9 protein-coding genes (1 of these 9 only partly in view) are annotated in these 17,834 nt (G+C 57.1%); 4 read left to right on the forward strand and 5 right to left on the reverse strand.

Annotated elements, in window-relative coordinates; genetic code table 11:
• From NB063_RS11350 to NB063_RS11360, 3 genes are all read right to left on the reverse strand, one after another.
• Nucleotides 1-294: the beginning of a superoxide dismutase gene (locus NB063_RS11350; protein WP_250928840.1), read on the reverse strand. 330 nt of this gene lie to the left of the window's left edge; 294 of the gene's 624 nt are visible here — the first part of the coding sequence; the start codon lies at nt 292-294; its stop codon lies beyond the left edge, outside the window.
• A 188-nt stretch (nt 295-482) separates the two neighbouring features.
• Complete coding sequence (locus tag NB063_RS11355) at nt 483-6,344, reverse strand: SpaA isopeptide-forming pilin-related protein (protein WP_250928841.1); 5,862 nt, start codon at nt 6,342-6,344, stop codon at nt 483-485.
• A gap of 209 nt (nt 6,345-6,553) precedes the next feature.
• Complete coding sequence (locus NB063_RS11360) at nt 6,554-8,593, reverse strand: flagellin N-terminal helical domain-containing protein (RefSeq protein ID WP_250928842.1); 2,040 nt, start codon at nt 8,591-8,593, stop codon at nt 6,554-6,556.
• Between the two features lie 499 nt (nt 8,594-9,092).
• Between NB063_RS11360 and NB063_RS11365 the strand changes: the two genes are divergently transcribed.
• A complete protein-coding gene (locus NB063_RS11365; RefSeq protein ID WP_250928843.1) occupies nt 9,093-9,812 on the forward strand; it encodes a GIY-YIG nuclease family protein in 720 nt (239 codons plus the stop codon).
• Nucleotides 9,813-9,894: 82 nt separating this feature from the next.
• Here the strand turns inward: NB063_RS11365 and folD are convergent, their stop codons facing one another.
• A complete protein-coding gene (folD, locus tag NB063_RS11370; RefSeq protein WP_250928844.1) occupies nt 9,895-10,794 on the reverse strand; it encodes a bifunctional methylenetetrahydrofolate dehydrogenase/methenyltetrahydrofolate cyclohydrolase FolD in 900 nt (299 codons plus the stop codon).
• A 173-nt stretch (nt 10,795-10,967) separates the two neighbouring features.
• Here folD and NB063_RS11375 point away from each other — a divergent pair, with 173 nt between their 5' ends.
• Nucleotides 10,968-12,734, forward strand: a complete 1,767-nt coding sequence (locus NB063_RS11375) for an NADPH-dependent assimilatory sulfite reductase hemoprotein subunit (RefSeq protein ID WP_250928845.1) — start codon at nt 10,968-10,970, stop codon at nt 12,732-12,734.
• Between the two features lie 328 nt (nt 12,735-13,062).
• Here NB063_RS11375 and NB063_RS11380 read toward each other — a convergent pair whose 3' ends face one another.
• Complete coding sequence (locus NB063_RS11380) at nt 13,063-13,836, reverse strand: leucine-rich repeat domain-containing protein (protein WP_250928846.1); 774 nt, start codon at nt 13,834-13,836, stop codon at nt 13,063-13,065.
• Nucleotides 13,837-14,396: 560 nt separating this feature from the next.
• Here NB063_RS11380 and NB063_RS11385 point away from each other — a divergent pair.
• Together NB063_RS11385 and NB063_RS11390 are read left to right on the forward strand one after the other, a co-directional pair.
• The gene (locus tag NB063_RS11385; protein ID WP_250928847.1) at nt 14,397-16,253 is read left to right on the forward strand and encodes an NPCBM/NEW2 domain-containing protein; all 1,857 of its coding nucleotides are present in this window, start codon (nt 14,397-14,399) and stop codon (nt 16,251-16,253) included.
• A 56-nt stretch (nt 16,254-16,309) separates the two neighbouring features.
• Complete coding sequence (locus NB063_RS11390) at nt 16,310-17,782, forward strand: sulfatase (RefSeq protein WP_250928848.1); 1,473 nt, start codon at nt 16,310-16,312, stop codon at nt 17,780-17,782.
• The last annotated feature ends 52 nt before the right edge of the window (nt 17,783-17,834 follow it).

Raw genomic sequence — 17,834 nt, forward strand, 5'->3', positions numbered from 1 at the left:
GCCGCTTGGGGCGCCGCCTTTGCCAGGACCCATGACGGTCCAGAATAGGGAGTGGTTCGCGTGGCCACCACCGTTGTTGCGAACTGCGCCGCGTTTATCTGCTGGGACGGCCGAGAGGTCAGAGATGACTTCTTCAATCGGTTTTGACGCTAGGTCGCTGCCCGCGAGTGCGTCGTTGACTTTGGTGATGTAAGCGTTGTGGTGCTTGGTATGGTGGATTTCCATCGTCCGAGCATCGACATGGGGCTCCAAAGCGTCGTAGGCGTATGGCAATTCGGGAAGTGTGTAGGCCATGATGTTACTGGAGTGTTTGAGGTGGAGAAATTGAAAGTTCCTATCTTCTGAAACGATAGCAGGCCGTCCAGAGGTAGGGTATCGGGGGGTGTTGGCCGCGGTTTTACCATGGAAATAGCGTCCACGTCGCCGTTCTGACGACTGGGAAGCGGTTCGCGGATGTTCCAAAGGGATTGCGGCGTCCGGATTTATCGTGCGAGGAACAAACGCTTGGACAATGTCCGAGGCGGCGTGACGGTCGCGGAACTTTGGTCGTCTTCGCTGGGAATATTGTTGCCCGCGGTGCTGTCGATGTCGAATTCGTTGGTTTCGACGACCTCGACGTTGAATGTTTTGAGGCTTTGGGCGTCGACCCGGAATCGGAGTATGAGCTGCGTTGACGCTCCTGCGGCCAAGTTTCCGATTTGCCATTGTCGGGTCTGTTGGTCGTACACCCCCGCCGGATCTTCGCTGAGAAGTGTCAATCCATCGGGAATGGAGATTTCCACAACGACACCGGTCGCGTCTGAGATTGTCCGATCGGCAGTAGCCGCCAGAGGTGAGGTGGACACCGCGGAGAGAACCGAGGCGATTTGCCCATTTGTCGCGACCACGGTCAGCTCAATGATATCGCCGACCGTGGCTTGGTTCGGTGTTACCGTCGCTGAAACGCTGATGTCGACAACTTTGGGAGAGACGACGACGGAGCCGATGTCGTCTTCCGCCGGATTGCCGTTAGCTGGGGTGCTATTCGGGTCGAGTTGATCGACCGCGATGATTTCGGCGGTATTCGTCAGGATGTCAGACGTCGAAACACGTGCTTGGATTTGGAGTACGGCGTTTTCGCCCACACCGAGCTGATCGATCGTCCAACGTCCCGTTGATGGGTTGAACTGACCGAGTGGCGACGTAATCTGAACGTCCGCGAGGCCGGTCGGGATCGTGTCTTGCACGACGATGTTGGTGGCGGTGTCGGGGCCCGCATTGCTGACCGTGACCGTAAACGTCACGAGATCACCTCGGTTAGGGTTTGCGATGTCGACGACTTTGTCGAGCGACAGGTTCGCGCGTGCGAGAGTGAGTGCAATCGATTGATAGTCGTCTTCCCCTTCGCCATTGTTTGGCGTGCTATCACGGTCAGGCTGGTCGGCAGCGATCACTTGGGCGATGTTGACGATGCCCTCCGTCAGTATCGCGTCGAGATTGCTGATGTTGGGCGATACCGAGGCCCGAATAGTCAGTTCTCTGGTTTCGCCTGCGGGAATGAGCGGGATCGTCCAGCGCCCGGTTTGCGAGCTATAGGATCCACCGGTCGAGGGTGACGCGGAGACAAACGCGAGGTCGGCAGGCAGTTGATCTTCCACGACGACGTTGGTGGCGTCGCTCGGGCCCTCATTCGACACGGTCACGAGATATTCGACGGTTTCACCGACGTTTGGGCGGTCGTTATCAACTGCTTTACTGAGGGCGAGGTCGATCAACTGAGGTGTAAATTCGACCGAGTCATCATCGTCTTCGTCGTCACTGTTGTTGTTCGGCGTGCTATCAGGATCGAACTGCGAGGAGGCAATGATCTCCGCGTAGTTGGTCCGCGTGATGGGTTGCGTGCTGTTGTTGGAGTCGAAGTCGACGGTCGCGGTTAGCGTGAGCGATGCCGTCGAGCCAGCCGCCAATTCGGGAATACGCCAGATGCTATCGCTGTTGGTGAACTCGCCCGTCGCGGTGGATGATCGTATGTTGGTAAGCCCCGACGGAAGCGAATCGAGGACCTCGATGTTTGCGGCACTGTCGTTCCCGTCATTGCGGATCGTTAGTGTGAAGATCACATCTTCGCCGACGTTGGGTGTGCTGTCATTGACTGTTTTGGTTAGCGACAAATCGGCGTTGGCCGGCGTAATCGTGACGCTGGCGAAGTCGTCTTCGTTGTTGTCGAAACCGTTGTCAGGTGTGCTGTCACGGTCGAATTGATCCGCGGCGATGACTTCTGCGAGATTTGTAAACGCCTCGGAGGATTCCACGGTGCCGCGAATTTCGAGCTGCGTGGATGCCCCAGCGGCGAGGGTCTCGACGTTCCAAATTCCGGTTGAGTTTTCAAAGGCAGCCGACGGCGAGGATGATAGGAATTGAAATCCGTTGGGGAGAGTATCGCGAACTTGCACGCCCGACGCGTCGTCGGGGCCCGTGTTTTGGAGTTGCAACGTGAATGTGATTTCGCTGCCAACGGATGGGCGATTCGGCGTCGAGGATTTGGTCAGAACGAGGTCAATGACCGGAGTCGAGAGGGTATCGCTGGACTGATCGTCTTCGTCGGCAATCGCGTTGTCAGGTGTCGAATCAGAGTCATCTTGATCCGACGCGATCAGTTCGGCGGTGTTCGTGAAGGTCCCCGATGTCGTGACATCGGCGTTGATTTGAAGCCGTGTGGTGCTGCCGACTCCGAGCAACGGAATGGTCCACAATCCGGTGGAAGGGACATAGTTGCTTGTCGCATCGCTCTGACTATCCGAGCGGTATGTCAGTCCCGCGGGAAGCAGGTCACGAACCACGAGGTTGGTCGCCGGATCGGGGCCGTCGTTGCGAACGATGACTTCGAAACGAGCGATGTCACCCATGTTGGGCGCTGGAGTGAGCGTGTTTTTTTCAACCGAAATATCCGCAATCGGGACACGGACGGTCACGGAGTCTTGGTCGTCTTCGCTTTCAACGTTGTTGCCAGGTGTGCTGTTGACATCGACCTGATCGACGGACAGGATTTCGGCTGTGTTGACGAGTCCGGTGTTGATCGGATCACCGGCGGGCAGGTTTGCAATCGAGGCGATGCGAGCGTCGAGACGCAGTGTCGTTGTCACGCCGCTAGCGAGTGACGGGATCGTCCAGCGTCGGGTTGAGGTGACGAACGAGCCGGTTTGGGGATCGTTATCGACGATCGTGATGGATGAAGGTAGCGTGTCCCCGACGACGATGTTAGTGGCAGCGTCTGGACCGGAGTTGGTGACCGTGATGGTGTAGCTAAATGTCTCACCGGCCCGTGGCGTGGGATTGTCGACTTCCTTCGTGAGCGACAGGTTGATCTGTTCTGCTTGGATGGATGCATCGTCCTGGTCGTCTTCCGAGGACACACCGTTTCCGGGAGTGCTGTCGGGATCGTGCAGCGAAGCGGAGGTGATCTCGGCTACGTTGTTGACAGTGCCACTCGATACGCTGAGCAAGACAAGGGTTAGTGTCATGGATTCGTCGGCAGCGAGTCCGCTGATGGTCCATTCCTGGGTCGTCGGATCGTAGAGGCTGCCGCTCGGTGCCGTCGCATTCGAGAAAGACGCCCCGCTTGGAATGGGATCAGAGACAATAAACGTGCCTGAGGGATCCGGTCCGTCGTTGCGGGCGATGATCGTAAACGTGATTTCGTCTCCCACATCCGCTTTGTCGGTTGCTGCGGTCTTGGTGATTGAGAGGTCGGCGCGTGCGGGAGTGATCGAGACGCTCGTTTGGTCGTCTTCGTTGGGTGCGTTGTTGTCGGGAGTGCTATCGGTATCGAACTGGTCTGCCGCAGTGATTTGCGCCGTATTGCTGATCCCGTCGAGGACATTGGTTCGGGACGGGTCGAGAATGACATCGATTGCCAAAGTTCGTGAGGAGCCCCCGGGGATTTGGCCGACGTTCCAAATCCCGGTGCCGGCCGAGTAGATTTCGCCCGCAGTGGCGGATTGAAAAATCAGTCCGTCCGGCAGGATATCGGTGACAATCACGCCGGTTGCGTCGTCGTTGCTGGTGTTGCGAACAGTCACGTTGTACGTGAATGTTTCGCCCGGGACGGGGCGCGACGAGGTGACTGTTTTATCGAGTTCGAGATCGATCGTGACGGGGGTGATCAGCACCGAATCGATGTCGTCTTCTTCGCCAGCGGCACCCGCCGATCCGTTGCCCGGTGTGCTGTCGGGGTCGGTCTGATCCGAGGCGATGATCTCAGCGACGTTCGTTTTGGTGCCGACAGTGTTCACGGCGGCGATCAGCGTGAGGGTGACCGGAGTGGAGTCCGCGGTCGTGACTGGCATGTCAGGCAGTGTCCAGATTCCGGTCGTTGCGTCGTATTCGCCGAGGCTGTTCGTGTCGGAGACATACGTCAGACCGGCGGGCAGCACTTCCCGGATGCGAACGTTGGTTGCCGGGTCGGGGCCGGCGTTATTGACGGTGATCGAAAAGGTGACGTTGTCGCCGATGCTCGCGACCTGACCGACGATCGTTTTGTCGATTGACAAATCCGCGACCGGAGTTTGGAAAGTGACTTGATCTTGATCGTCTTCGGCGAGAACGTTGTTGCCCGGAGTGCTGTTAATATCAAATTGATCGACCGAGATGACTTCGGCCGTATTTGTGAACGTCCCGGCCGTGTTGACGGTGCTGGTAAGAGTTAACGCGGTGGATTGGCCCGCGGCGAGGAGCGGAACGGTCCACTGAGAATTAGCGACGCTGAACGAGCCGCTATCGGGATCGCTGCTTGAAATCGAAAATCCAGACGGCAGGGTGTCTTGTACGATGATGTTCGTGGCGTCGTTGATACCGGAGTTCGTCAACGTCAGTGTGAACGTGATCGTGTCGCCCACGTTCGGACTTAGATCAGAGACTTCTTTGTCGAGAGAAAGGTTGATCTGCGACGCCGTCACGACTGCCGATGCTTGATCATCTTCATCGTCGAGCGAATTGTTGGGTGTGCTGTCGGTGTCGAACTGGTCGGCGGCCGTGACTTCCGCGGTGTTGGTTTGCGGTGTGCTCGAAGTCAACAGTCCGGTGAGTGTGATCGTTGCCGTTGCACCTGACGCGAGAGTCGGAATCGTCCAGCGTCCGGATTCAGAGTCGAACATGGTGCCGGATGAAGGCTGATCGCTGCGGTACGAGATCCCGGAGGGCAGCGAATCTGTGACAACGACGTTCGTCGCGGTCTCGTCGCCTTCATTTGTCAGGGACAAGACGAATGAGACGAGTCCGTTGACATTCGCGTCGGTGGTGATGAGTTCTTTTGAGAGGTTCAGATCGATCGATTCAAAGTTGTCGAAGTCAGCGACCGGGATCACGTTGGGACCGATGGTTCCGATCAGGTCCGCGAGTGCGTCGTAGTTGGGACCAGCGATGACCTCGAATTCGATCGCGCCGATGTTCGTCAGATCGGCAGGCCCGCTGGCACCGTCCGCAATCGAGAATTCGGTGAATGGGAGAAACTCAACCGAGGTAGGTTGCGAAGTCAACGGAGGAATGTCGAGTTGGGCGGCGCTGACTTGCGTGAGTGACCCGTCAACGCCGTCGTTGGTGTACAGACGGATGACGGCCGAACCGGCGGCCAAGTCGGCACCGATGACCAATCGCAACCCGGCCGCTTCGCCGTTGTTGGTTAAGTCGATGGATCCGAGGCCGCTGTCGTCGACAACGGTTGGATCATCTCCGCTACCATCCCAGATGACGACGCGTCTTCCGCCGCCGAATCCGTCCGAGCTGACCTGGAGCAAATTGGGTGAGGCCGGATCGTTGACGATCAAGCTGACCGATCCGATGTCACTGGTCTTCTCGACGAGCAGATCACGTGAACCGCCGATTGCTTCGGACGCCGCTGCGGTCGAGGTGACCGGGCCGTCATTTTGCGTTTCGTCTTCGACGGTTTGGAACGTTCCGTCAAACCCATCGATCGTGGTTATCAAGCGACCGACAACTTGCTGGGCGGTCACAGTGAGTCGCGGCGAAACGGAGCGAAGCAGGGTTTTGCCCGATGCGATTTGGGCCGGTTGCAGGACGAAGTACTCGCCTGCGGTGAGCCTTTCAAAGCTGTATCGGCCGTCCGCGTCGGTCGTCGCGGTGCCGACTTCGACGTCGCCCGTCCCCGGTTCGAATTGATTGTCGCCGTCGTCTCGATAGAGCGTTAGCGATGCTCCCGCAACCTCTTCACCGGTCGTATACCCGTCGCCGGTGAAGTCGTCGTAGACACGACCAGAAAGATTGGCAAGATCCGTGGCAGCGGCGAGGAGTCGTCTGCTTTCGAGCGATTCGTATCCTGGCCGTCGACGGTAAGATCGAGATCGTCCCACCCTTCGCCGGGAAGGTCTCTTTTTACGCTCAGCTGTCCACGTCCGCTCTGACTGGTCCTTCGTCACGCTCGATTCCCCGCTGGTGCCGCCTGTGTGCCTGTATCGAATAGGCAGGATACGCAGGTGGCGAGCAGTGGGGAAGATGGCGGGGCGGCTGCCCCGAGGCCGATAACGACCTCGAGGATCAATCAGTCGCCTTGATCAGGCGTTTATCGCAGGAGCGACAACACGTTTTGGGGGTTCTGGTTAGCCAGCGAAAGCACGTTGGTACCGGACTGAACAAGGATCTGAGCCCGTGTCAGGTTGGCGGATTCTTGGGCGAAGTCGGCGTCGCGGATCGAGCTTTCGGCTTCTTCCAGGTTAGCGAGCGTTTCGCCAAGGCTGACAAGGTTGCTTTCCAGGCTGGTTGCTTGGAATGCACCGAGTCGGCCACGAAGGCTGGTGACTTTGTTGATCACTTCGTCGATGATCCGAGCCGCTCCGTTGACGTCGTTGGTCAAGCTCTTTGCTTGACCGCTGCCGAGTTCGTAGAGACGACCCGAAACGCCGCCGAGTTGGCCGGTACTGACACTGCCGATTCCCAAACGAGCTTGTTGGTTGCTCGTCACGTCGGGGCCGAGTTGGAACAGGGCACCGCCACCGGTGATGCTGAACGTGAAGTCGGTTGAGCTGCCTTCGGTCACAGTCAGACTGAGGTCGAGGGTTGCGGTGTTGATGGAGAAGGTATTACCGTCGCCGCTGGCTTCAACGCCGTTGACCGTCGCTTGGATATCGACACCTGTTTGCCGGGAGCTCGAGAGGCTCGATTCGAATTCACCGACAGCGCCTTCGCTGATGATTTCGATGTTCACCAACGCGTCTGAACCGTATGCATCGCTGGTGAAAGAAAGCCCTCCCGTGTCATCCGCGGTGACGCCGGTGGAGTCACTGACGAGGTTCACGGCGGCCTTGATTTGGGCCACGGTTGTTCCGGCTCCGAAGTTGAAGGTCTCGGCCCCGTCGGCTCCATTGAGTTGGAAGACGAGCGTGTCTTTGAGTCCCGCGGTGATTTTCGTTCCGGTGGCTTCGGCAGGAAGGTCGGCCGTAGAAACCGTGAGATCGTCGAACCCGGTGAGTGGATCGCCGGCGTCATCGACGACTGCAGCGGTAAGATCAGTCAGTGCGTCGATCTTTGATTTGATGTTGGTTAATGTGTTGTTGGTAGTGGTCGTTCCCAGGGCAACGTTCAGCGTGTTGGTGGCAGCGTCGAACGTGGCGACGACGTCGGCGTCGGTTCCAGCGGTGTAGTTGACGGTCAGGTCGTCGAGTCCCGCTCCGGTAACTTCGAGTCCGATGTCGGCGCCGTCGCTGGTGGCGGCGAGCGCGGCTGCGTCACCTCCCACAACCGTGCCGGTGCCAGCGCCGTCGCTGGTGGCAACAATTCCTTCGAGTCCGTTGAGGGCATCCAGGACGTCTTGGACGTCAGAGGGGTTCGAGTCGCTGTCAAACGTGATTTCGACAGCGCCGGCCGTGTTGGTTGCCGTTGCGGTTGCGTTCGAGGCGGTATCATCCGTGATCGTAACGCTTGCGAAGTCCGCATTACCGGTGATGGTCACCGTTTCGCCGCCGACAACGATGTCGATCGTTTTGGTCGCAACGGTATTGGTCGCTGACGGATCAACATTGGCTGGGTTGAAGGCACTGTCGCCGACGCTGACGCTGGCTCGTTGGGCGGCAGCCTTGATATCGATCGCGACGTCGATTCGTCCGGTGTTGCCCAGGTTGGCTTGGTCGATCTTGACGTCCGTGAGTGATCCGATCGAACCAGCCGAGCTGACGAAATCGAGCGAACCATCGAGGAGTTTTCGACCTTGGAAGGTCGTTGTTTGGGCGATCCGGTTGATCGCTTCGAGCGAACTGTCGATCTGCAACTGGTTAGCTGCGATTTCTTCGTCGCTGAGCGCGCCGCTGTTAGCCGCCTCAACCACGAGGCCCCGGATGTCGTTGAGCAGGTTGCTGGTTTGACCAAGTGCACTATCGGCCGTGCTGATGATCTGGCTCGCCCGACGGGTGTTAGAGATCGCCCGTCCAAGGCTGGTCACTTCACTCCGCAACGCCTCACTGGCAATCAAACCCGCGGGGTCATCGGCACCGCTATTGATTCGCAAACCTGTGCTCAATCGTGTCAAAGCCTGTTGCAAATCCGCGTTGCTCGACTGCAATCGGTTCTGAGCGACAAGCGAAGGGACGTTAGTGTTGATACGTGTCATAGCGATAATCTCTTAGGATGACTGTGGTTGTTACGACGGTCGCCGTCATAACGACTCACGGCGCCACTTCGAAAACGAGTCTCGATCGCCTGAAAGTCCGCGATGTTGAGATGCGAGAGTGAACTAGCCTTTCTCATCGGCATACTTTTGGGCGAAATGCAAATGAACACTAAGGGATTTTACGGAAGCTTGTTTTCCATCACCCGTTTATCATGCACTACACTCAAAGTCTGGCTTTTCCGTCCGTTTGCCTTGATTGGGCTCGGCTTCCTAATCGTTGCAGCTTATGCGTGATCTCTCATTTCGTGCCGTCGCAACTGGCCCGTGCGGGCTGGTTAGAGCCCCCTGGCGTCTCGTTTTCGTTTTTATGATCTCGGCGTTTTTCAACGCTGGGGTGAAGTCGCAATCGAGTGAACCCCCGGTCCGTGAGTTCCGCGACGACCAAATTCGTGGCGCTTTTTCGAGGACTCATGATGGATACAGCAGCGATGAGTTGATCGTGAGTGATCAACTTCGCAGCGACTTTCTAAGAGAGTTGTCGATTGATCCGTCGGACACCGATGAAGCCGAGGTGCAAACCGCAGCGTTGCTGTCACTGTTGAGGTTGCGCAAGACTGGGAAACTGCAGGTCCCTGCGACTCGGCGGAATCATGTCGATGTTTCACCTTGGATCGACACCGCCGAAATCGCTATCCGAACGGTCCTGGACCGACACCAGGTCAGTATTGATGTGGTGATGTGTGATCCGAGGTTGCGATCCGAGTTGCAAGCGGAAGCTGCTGCGATCGACGACGACGCACCCCCCGAGAGGATCCGCAAAGCCGTCCTGAAGCTCCGGAAAGTGCGTCAATTGCGACCGGAGTTGGTGTTGAGGGTGGCTGATTGGCAGACACAGGTTCTGACGATGGCGTTTGACGACATCAATCTTGAAGAGCTGCCCGATTCCCCTGGCGTTTATCTTTTCCGCAGCGAGCAGGGGTATCTGTACATCGGCGAAGCGGCGAATCTGTCCGCGAGGATTGCGGAACATCTCGGGGGCAGTCACAACCGGGGACTCGCCAAATGTTTGGCTCAGGCCGGTGGCGAAGGGCAACCGCCCATCACGCTCGAACTGCATGTTTTCGCCAAAGATTCCCCTGGCAAACGCGTGCTGATGCGGCGCGCCTATGAAAGCGAGTTGATTCGCAGTCGCGAGCCAAAATTCAATCTCCGACCGTAAGCATGGTTGCGAACGGTCGGAGTTTTGGTTGAAGGTTTCTCATGACGCGAAATCGCACCGGAATACCAGGCGGTGCCGCGGATTACTTCGCCGATTGCAGTTTTGCCGCGAGCAACGTGTTGTGTAGCAGCATTGCGATTGTCAGGGGGCCCACGCCACCGGGGACGGGGGTGATCGCCGACGCGACCTGTTCGGCTTCGTCGAAATGGACGTCCCCGACCAGTCGGTCTCCAACGCGATTGATACCGACATCGACGACCACGGCGCCGGGCCGGATCATCTCCCCACGGATCATTTCAGGGCGTCCGACCGCGGCGATCAGGATATCGGCGGTCAGGCAGATTTCCTTGAGGTTCTTGGTCCGGCTGTGGGCCAGCGTGACCGTGGCGTTGGCGGTTTCGGGGCCGCACGATCCGTCTTTTTGTGCGAGCATCATCGCCATCGGCTTGCCGACAATCTCACTGCGCCCGACCACGACGACATGTTGTCCGGAGGTTTGAATATTGCAGCGGTGCAGCATCTGCACGATGCCGTGCGGGGTGCAGGGCAGAAAACGCGGACGGCCCTGCATCAGCAACCCGACATTAATCGGCGAAAACGCGTCAACATCCTTGAGCGGGTCGACGGCGTCGAGCACCGCCCGTTCATCCAGCGGCGGGGCGTCGCCAATCGGTTGGGGCAGGGGAAGTTGGACCAAAATCCCGTTAACCGACGGGTCCCCGTTGAGTTCGTCGATCCGTTGCAACAATTCAGCGGGCGTCGTGGAGGCGGGCAGCCGATCGAGTTGACTGGAGATACCGGCCTTTTCGCACGCACGCTCTTTGTTTCGGACATACACCTGACTGGCCGGATCATCACCGACGAGGATCGCGGCCAGTTTGGGAGCAGCGTTGCCCGCAGCGACGAACTGCTCGACCGCTTGTGCGACTTCCGCTCGAATTTCGAGTGCGATTTTCTTGCCATCCAGCCGTGTTGCGGGCATGATCAAACCTTCGGTTTAGGAAAACTAGGGAGTTTTGAGTTCGACGTAGTGATAACTCCGCCTAATCGCTATAGTTAGGCGCCCAGTCATCCCAGCAAACGTGGACGACTGCGAACATTTCGCTCAAAGACGGTCGAACGACCGGACGCAAAATACACAGGATTTTCCTCTCGATGTCTACCGACGCTTCCGAATCTAGCTCCCAAACTGAGGCACCGATCAAGCTCAGCGCGGTCGAAAAGATCAAGCTGGAGAGCAATTATTTGATGGGGACGATCGATCAAGAATTGCTCGATCCGGTCGACCACTTCAACAACGACAACCTTCAATTGCTGAAATTCCACGGCAGCTACCAGCAAGACGACCGTGATCGGCGTGTGGAGTTGAAGAAATCCGGCGGCGGCAAAGCCTATTCGATGATGCTGCGATGCCGCATTCCGGGAGGCCGAATGACGTCGGATCAACTCGTCGCGCATCTCGATATGTGTGACGAACTCGGTAATTCGACGCTGAAAATCACCACGCGGCAAACACTGCAACTCCACGGAATTCTTAAGCAGAATTTGCGGGAAACGATCGATCGCATCAACGCATGCGGGCTTTCCACGCTGGCCGCCTGCGGTGACGTCAACCGGAACATCATGTGTTGCCCCGCCAAGCGGGTCGGTCCGATTCATGCTCAGCTTGAGCGGTTTACCGACGAATTGACCGCAGCTTTGGCGCCACAGACACCTGCGTATCATGAGTTATGGATCACCGACCCTGACACGGGTGAAAAATCACTCGCCGATGGGGGTGAGCCCAGTCCGACTAGCAACCCGGTGATCGATGAGCCCTTGTATGGGCCCACGTATCTGCCGCGGAAATTCAAATGCGGCATCGCGTTACCGGAAGACAACTGCATCGACATTTACACCCAGGACCTGGGGTTCATCGCGGTAGTGCGTGACGACAAAATCATCGGCTACAACGTCATCGTTGGTGGCGGGATGGGACGCACCCCGAGTGCGAAGAAGACTTTCCCCGCCCTGGCCAAACGGATGGCGTTCGTCACCCCGGAGCAAGCGATCGACGTGGCCAAGGCGGTCATCATCGTTCAGCGAGACAACGGAAATCGTTCGGACCGCAAGGTCGCACGGATGAAGTATCTCATCGCGGACTGGGGAATCGAGCGTTTCCGCGCCGAAGTCGAATCGGTCTTTGGTGAAAAGCTCGCCGATTGCACCGAAGACGATGTGCACGGTTTCGATGATCACATGGGATGGCAAGCCCAGGGTGATGGGAAATGGTCATACGGGCTCAACGTCGAAAACGGCCGGCTCTACGACAACGAAAAAATCCAGTTCAAGACTGCGTTTCGTAAAATTTGCGCGGAATTCAATCGGGAGATTCGGTTTACCGGCCACCAGAGCATTATCTTCTGTGATATCGAAGAGAACGAGAAAGATCGGTTGATCGAGCTGATTCAAGAGCACGGAATCCCAACGACCGAGCAAACCAGTACGGTGCGACGTTGGTCGATGTCTTGCGTGGCACTGCCGACGTGTGGTCTCGCGATCACCGAGAGCGAGCGTCGCCTACCGAGCCTGATCGACTCGATCGAGGAACCACTTGCAAAACTCGGGTTATCTGGTGAGCGATTCACGATTCGGATGACGGGGTGCCCCAACGGCTGTGCCCGCCCTTACAACGCAGATCTGGCGTTGGTCGGACGAGCGGTTGGTAAGTATACGATGTTTACCGGCGGAGGCTGGCTCGGCAATCGTTTGGCCGAAATCTATAAGGACTCGGTGAAAGACGACGAAGTCGTTGACGAGATGGTGGGGCTGTTTTCCGCGTTCAAAGCCAACCGAGAAGGCTCCGAATCCTTCGGCGACTTCTGCGCACGAGTGGGCGTCGAGAAACTAGCCGAATTGGCCGAGGCTGCTCCACGACCGTAACCGGTCGCGACGAATTTGCTCTCACGATGTCGGCAAACGGTTTTCACCCATCCGACAGTGAGCTAGCCAGGAATCATTGTGCGAAATCCTGTTGGCCGCTTGGAGGTTAACAGGGCTGCTAGATCTTTGCGAAGACGTGGAGATTGAGGCTGCGCAAGTCTTGCCTCGATTCTTAGTCGCGATAGCGATGACAAGCGAAAACCCCAGACGCCAGTCCGGGGGCGACTTCGTGACTCGCCTCGCGATAAACTCCTGCCAACCTGACTGCGCCGCTTCAGGGCTTCACACGCTGCCAATAGGAAAGGTGCTGGTTAGCCGCCTGCGCCGGTCAGTTCATGCGTGCATTGATGACTTCAATGCTCTCCAGAATCTTTCGCTCGGTCTCACGTAACCGCATGTCAAAGAGATAGAGCTTCTTGAGGTTCTTCATTTCCGCAATCGATTGCAGCATCGTTTTGCGTACATCAAGGTTTCGGTAGAGGCTATCGGAATCGAGCTTCGGATCGGGCCAGCCGACCCACAGTTCCGAGACACTGTCGAGGTGCCGGAAGCCTTGCAATTCCGCGTATTCGAGCGGATTGTTCATGATTTTCAGCACGCGAACGTTCTTCATTTTTTGGATCGGCGCCAGTTCGGCGACGTCGCAGTGTGAGACGTCGAGGTATTCGACGTTCGGGAAATTTCTTGCGACCACCTTCAACGTGTCGCCATCTGCGATTCCCGCTCCGACGCGATTGGCCCCAATCGGCGCAAAATCAAGTTGCCGAACGTCTTCAAAGCTGCCGCCGCAGAAAATAGCCTGCTGCAATCGGTACCGACTATCGATTGCGTAAAAGCCGAGTCGGTTGATGGCGGGAAGCCCATTGGTGGAGACGACGTCGGGTTTTCGGATGATTTCGCCGCCGAGTTTCATGAAATGGTCCATCATGCTCGATCTCATCTGCCGTTGAGTCGTTTGCTCATGCTTGGAGACGGCGACCGTCGAGGCGGCATATCCGCCGAAAAGTGCCCCTGCAAAGCAGGCGACAACCATTTGAATCCAGGCTGGCCACGACGCCAGCGAGAATTTCCCAGGCATGTATTTGGCCGGAATTTTAGACATCGGTTACCTACATCATCTCGAATAAGGATCGGGTGGAAATTAAACCTGCTGGAAAACAGTCAAAAAACGCAGGTTGTATGTGATTGGGTTTTCAAGCCAAAGTTCACTGGTTTGCGAGTTTCGTCGCAATCTCCATTATGCATCAATAACGTACTAATACCGGCCTTGCGCCTGTTCAAGTTGCGCGTTGAAGCGTTGGAATTTTGTAGTTTGTGTCCGGTCGCTGGTGTGCATTCGAGTTTTAGGCGGTGATTTGCCTGATAAACGCTAGCGGTCGTAACCACGCCGATCCGCAATGGCTTCAGCCGGGGATCTCTCGGGACCGGCCTTCGGGCCTGACGTGGCGTCTGCCAACCGGCTCTGTTGGGGCGTCGCGACCAAGGGTTGCTCGGAATAACGTGATGTGTGAACGCGTGTGCACACTGTCTCGGCGGGTTGGCGCCGCCGTTTGCTTGGCGATTCCGCTGCTTGTCCCCGCGGTCGGCTATCCTGTTCGGTCGGTTCGTTGGCGCCCTCGCTGGGCCTGACGTCGTTTTTTAACCGTAGTGAGAGGGCCCGAGGTGTTGCTGAAATTATTACCGATCGTTTTGAAGCTATCCCTGGTCCTTGGTTGTCTGGCCGCATCTGTTCGGGGGCAGTCGGAGGACTCGCGATCACACGAAACGATTACGGGGGCTGCGGACACCCACGCTGATGTCGACGAACTCACCGTGGCAGCCGAACGCATCGCAGAATCCATCGCCGAGGGAGCGGTAGCCTCAACGGGGCGTGTGACGGTTGTCTATTTCACACCGTCGGATCGAGATCCGGCATTGCGACATGTCGAGCGGATAAGGCGTATCGTTAGTGAGGCAGCTGGGTTCTATGAACGCGAACTCCGTCGCCACGGATTTGACGGACGCAGAATGAATGTTTTGCGAAATGATCGAGGTGAGATCGATATCATCGACGTCGTCGGGGCAGGGCAGGGCGGTGATTATGGGAAGCCCGACGGGGACAAAATTCGGAACGAAATCGTTCCAGTTCTGGAAACTCGGGGGATCGATCCGGCTCGGTCTGTCATCTTGCTGTTTTGCAATCTGATGGACTACGACGCCGCGAAAGGAACGATCTCGCATCACAGTCCTTACTACGGCGGTGGATCGTATCTTTCGGGAACGGCATGGCAATGTGATTCGGAGATCCTCGATCCGCTCCGGTTTCGTGACCTCACTCCGCTGCACGACGGGGAATACGGTGCCATCACGATCGGTCGCCACAATTCGATTTTTATTGGCGGTGTGATTCATGAACTTGGTCACGCATTGGCCTTGCCACATTGTCGGCAGCGAGAAGATGAAGCGGTGAGGGGTACGGCCTTAATGGGGGCAGGAAATCGAACTTACGCGCAGGAGTTGCGTGGCGAAGGTCGCGGGACATTCTTGACCCAAGCTCATGCTCTGCAATTGGCGGCGCATCCGGTGTTCAATCGGCAGATGACGAAGGACTTAACAAAGCGTGCACCGGCGGATTGGTCTGATCTCAAGATTGATGCCACCGACGACAATCAAATTCGTATTCGCGGTACCGTGCAATCGGAAATCCCGATTCATGGAGTTGTCGCGTACTTCGATCCAGACGGACGTGGGGACTACGACGCGACGACCGCCACGGCAGTGCCCGATGAACAGGGGCGGTTCGCGATGCGGAGTGGACCACTGCGTCCGCTCAATGGCGAGTTGCGATTAACCGCCTGTCACGTGAACGGGTCAAAAAGTGGGCGCTCCCTTTTTTACCGAATTAGAAATGACGGGAGCCCGGATTTGTCTGCCATTCGGCTCGAGTTGGAATTGGCACCTATGATCAACTCGCTACGGCGATCGAACTACGACGCCGCGGAAGCCTCGCTTGTTGAAATCGCTGCGGGCGACGAATCGCTACTCCGCATCGGACGACAGGTGCTCGACCGATTTCGTGAGTCGGACAGTCACGAGATGATCGGTCTTGGAATGGTCGATGCGGAGAAGCGTTCGATTTCGTTGTCGAAGATCAAGCCGACCTCAGAACGCGTCGGTTGGCTGCGTCCCGTTTACGATGCGGTTCCCGAAAAGGCCAAGCTATTGTCACTCGGTGGCGAGTATTTTGCTCAAGGGATCTACGCGCACGCACCCGCGAAGCATGTCTATGCGATTCAACGCCAGTGGAACCGATTGGTGGGCCGATGCGGCGTCCAAGACGGCCACGGTGGGAATGTCGTTTTCCAAATCATCGGAGATGATCGGTTGCGATGGAGTTCACGCGTCATCGGGGCAGGGCAGGGCGGTAGGTTTGATTTAGATATTTCGGACATCACCACACTTTCGCTGGTCGTCAGTGATTCAGGGGACGGAAACGGAGGCGATTGGGGCGTTTGGATCGAACCGACGTTGACGAGGTAGCTTTCGGTGTCGAAATGATTGTGTGTTCCTATTTTGTGTTGAGAGAATTGAAAAGCATGAGTGTACGAATTGGGCTTCGACGCAGGATGGCGTTGATTGTTTGCGGTTTGCTGGTGGGATTGCTGTTTTACGGCGCGGCGGAGCGTTGCCTGGCGGAGACTCCGCGCAACGTGTTGTTGATTTGTGTGGATGACTTGCGGCCTGAACTGAATTGCTATGGTCGCGACTACATCCGATCGCCGAATATCGATCGGTTGGCTGAACAGGGATGTCGGTTTGATCGGCACTACGTGCAGGCGCCCACGTGTGGTGCATCACGATGTGCGCTCTTGACGGGACAGTACAGCGATTCGGGAAACGACGCATTGTTCAAGCGTGCTAACAGGTTGTCGCAGAATCCTGATGCGGTCGCTCCCAGCATGCCGCGTTGGTTTCGTGATCTTGGATACACGACGGTTTCGGTCGGGAAAATATCGCACCATCCAGGTGGTCGTGGCGGAAGCGATTGGGATGACGATCGCGAGATCGAGATGCCGGGGGATTGGGATCGACACCTGATGCCGACCGGTCCGTGGCAGCATCCGCGTGGGGCGATGCACGGTTTGGCCAATGGCGAGATCCGTGCCAACGCAAGTGACATGGACGTGTTCCAATCTGCTTCCGGCGAGAACGATCGATATCCCGATGACCTGATTGCGCAAACGTCGTTGGACCAACTCCGGACTTTGGCGAGCGATGTAGATGAAAGGCCGTTCTTTTTGGCCGTCGGTTTTATTCGGCCGCACCTTCCCTTTGGTGCTCCCGCCATCGACATGCAGCCTTACCACGATGCGGTGCTGCCGGCGATCGCGAGCCCGACCAAGCCAAAAGGGAAAACAACATGGCATCGTTCTGGCGAGTTCATGGCGTACAACCGCTGGGGGAATGACCCCAATCAAGATCGTGAATTTGCAACCGCGGTACGCAAACACTATGCGGCGTGTGTGACCTATGCGGACCGGAATGTTGGACGCATGCTGGACGAACTCGATCGACTTGGTCTTCGTGATTCCACGATTGTTGTGTTATGGGGTGATCATGGTTGGCACTTAGGTGAACACGCGATTTGGGGTAAGCATGCGTTGTTTGAGGAAGACCTTCGATCGCCGTTGATCGTCCGCGCGCCCGGACGGGTCGCTGAGGGGACTCACACCGATGCGATTGTGGAGTCGATCGATATCTATCCGACGTTGTGCGAATTGGCGGCGTCGCAATCAGCACCCGATCAAACGGATGGCGTTTCGCTGACCGAAATTTTGCAGGATCCGGCTAAGGAGGGACATGTTGCGGTCTCCTACAGTCGCGACCAAACGATACGCACTGATGAATTTCGGTTAGTGCTTCATCGAGATGGTTTTGTCGAATTGTATGACCACCGCGTGGACCCGGCGGAAACTTCGAACGTTGCCTCCGAGTTTCCAGATGTGGTTGCCCGCCTGAAGGCTCAGTTGCATGAGCGGCTCCGGTTGCGAGATCAACGGCATGGCTGATCGTGTGATTGGTCGTCTGATCGCGGGGCAGGGCAGGGGAGTCAAAAACGGG

Origin of the sequence: Aporhodopirellula aestuarii, from assembly GCF_023701485.1 — a bacterium.
Classification (GTDB): Bacteria; Planctomycetota; Planctomycetia; order Pirellulales; family Pirellulaceae; genus Rhodopirellula; species Rhodopirellula aestuarii.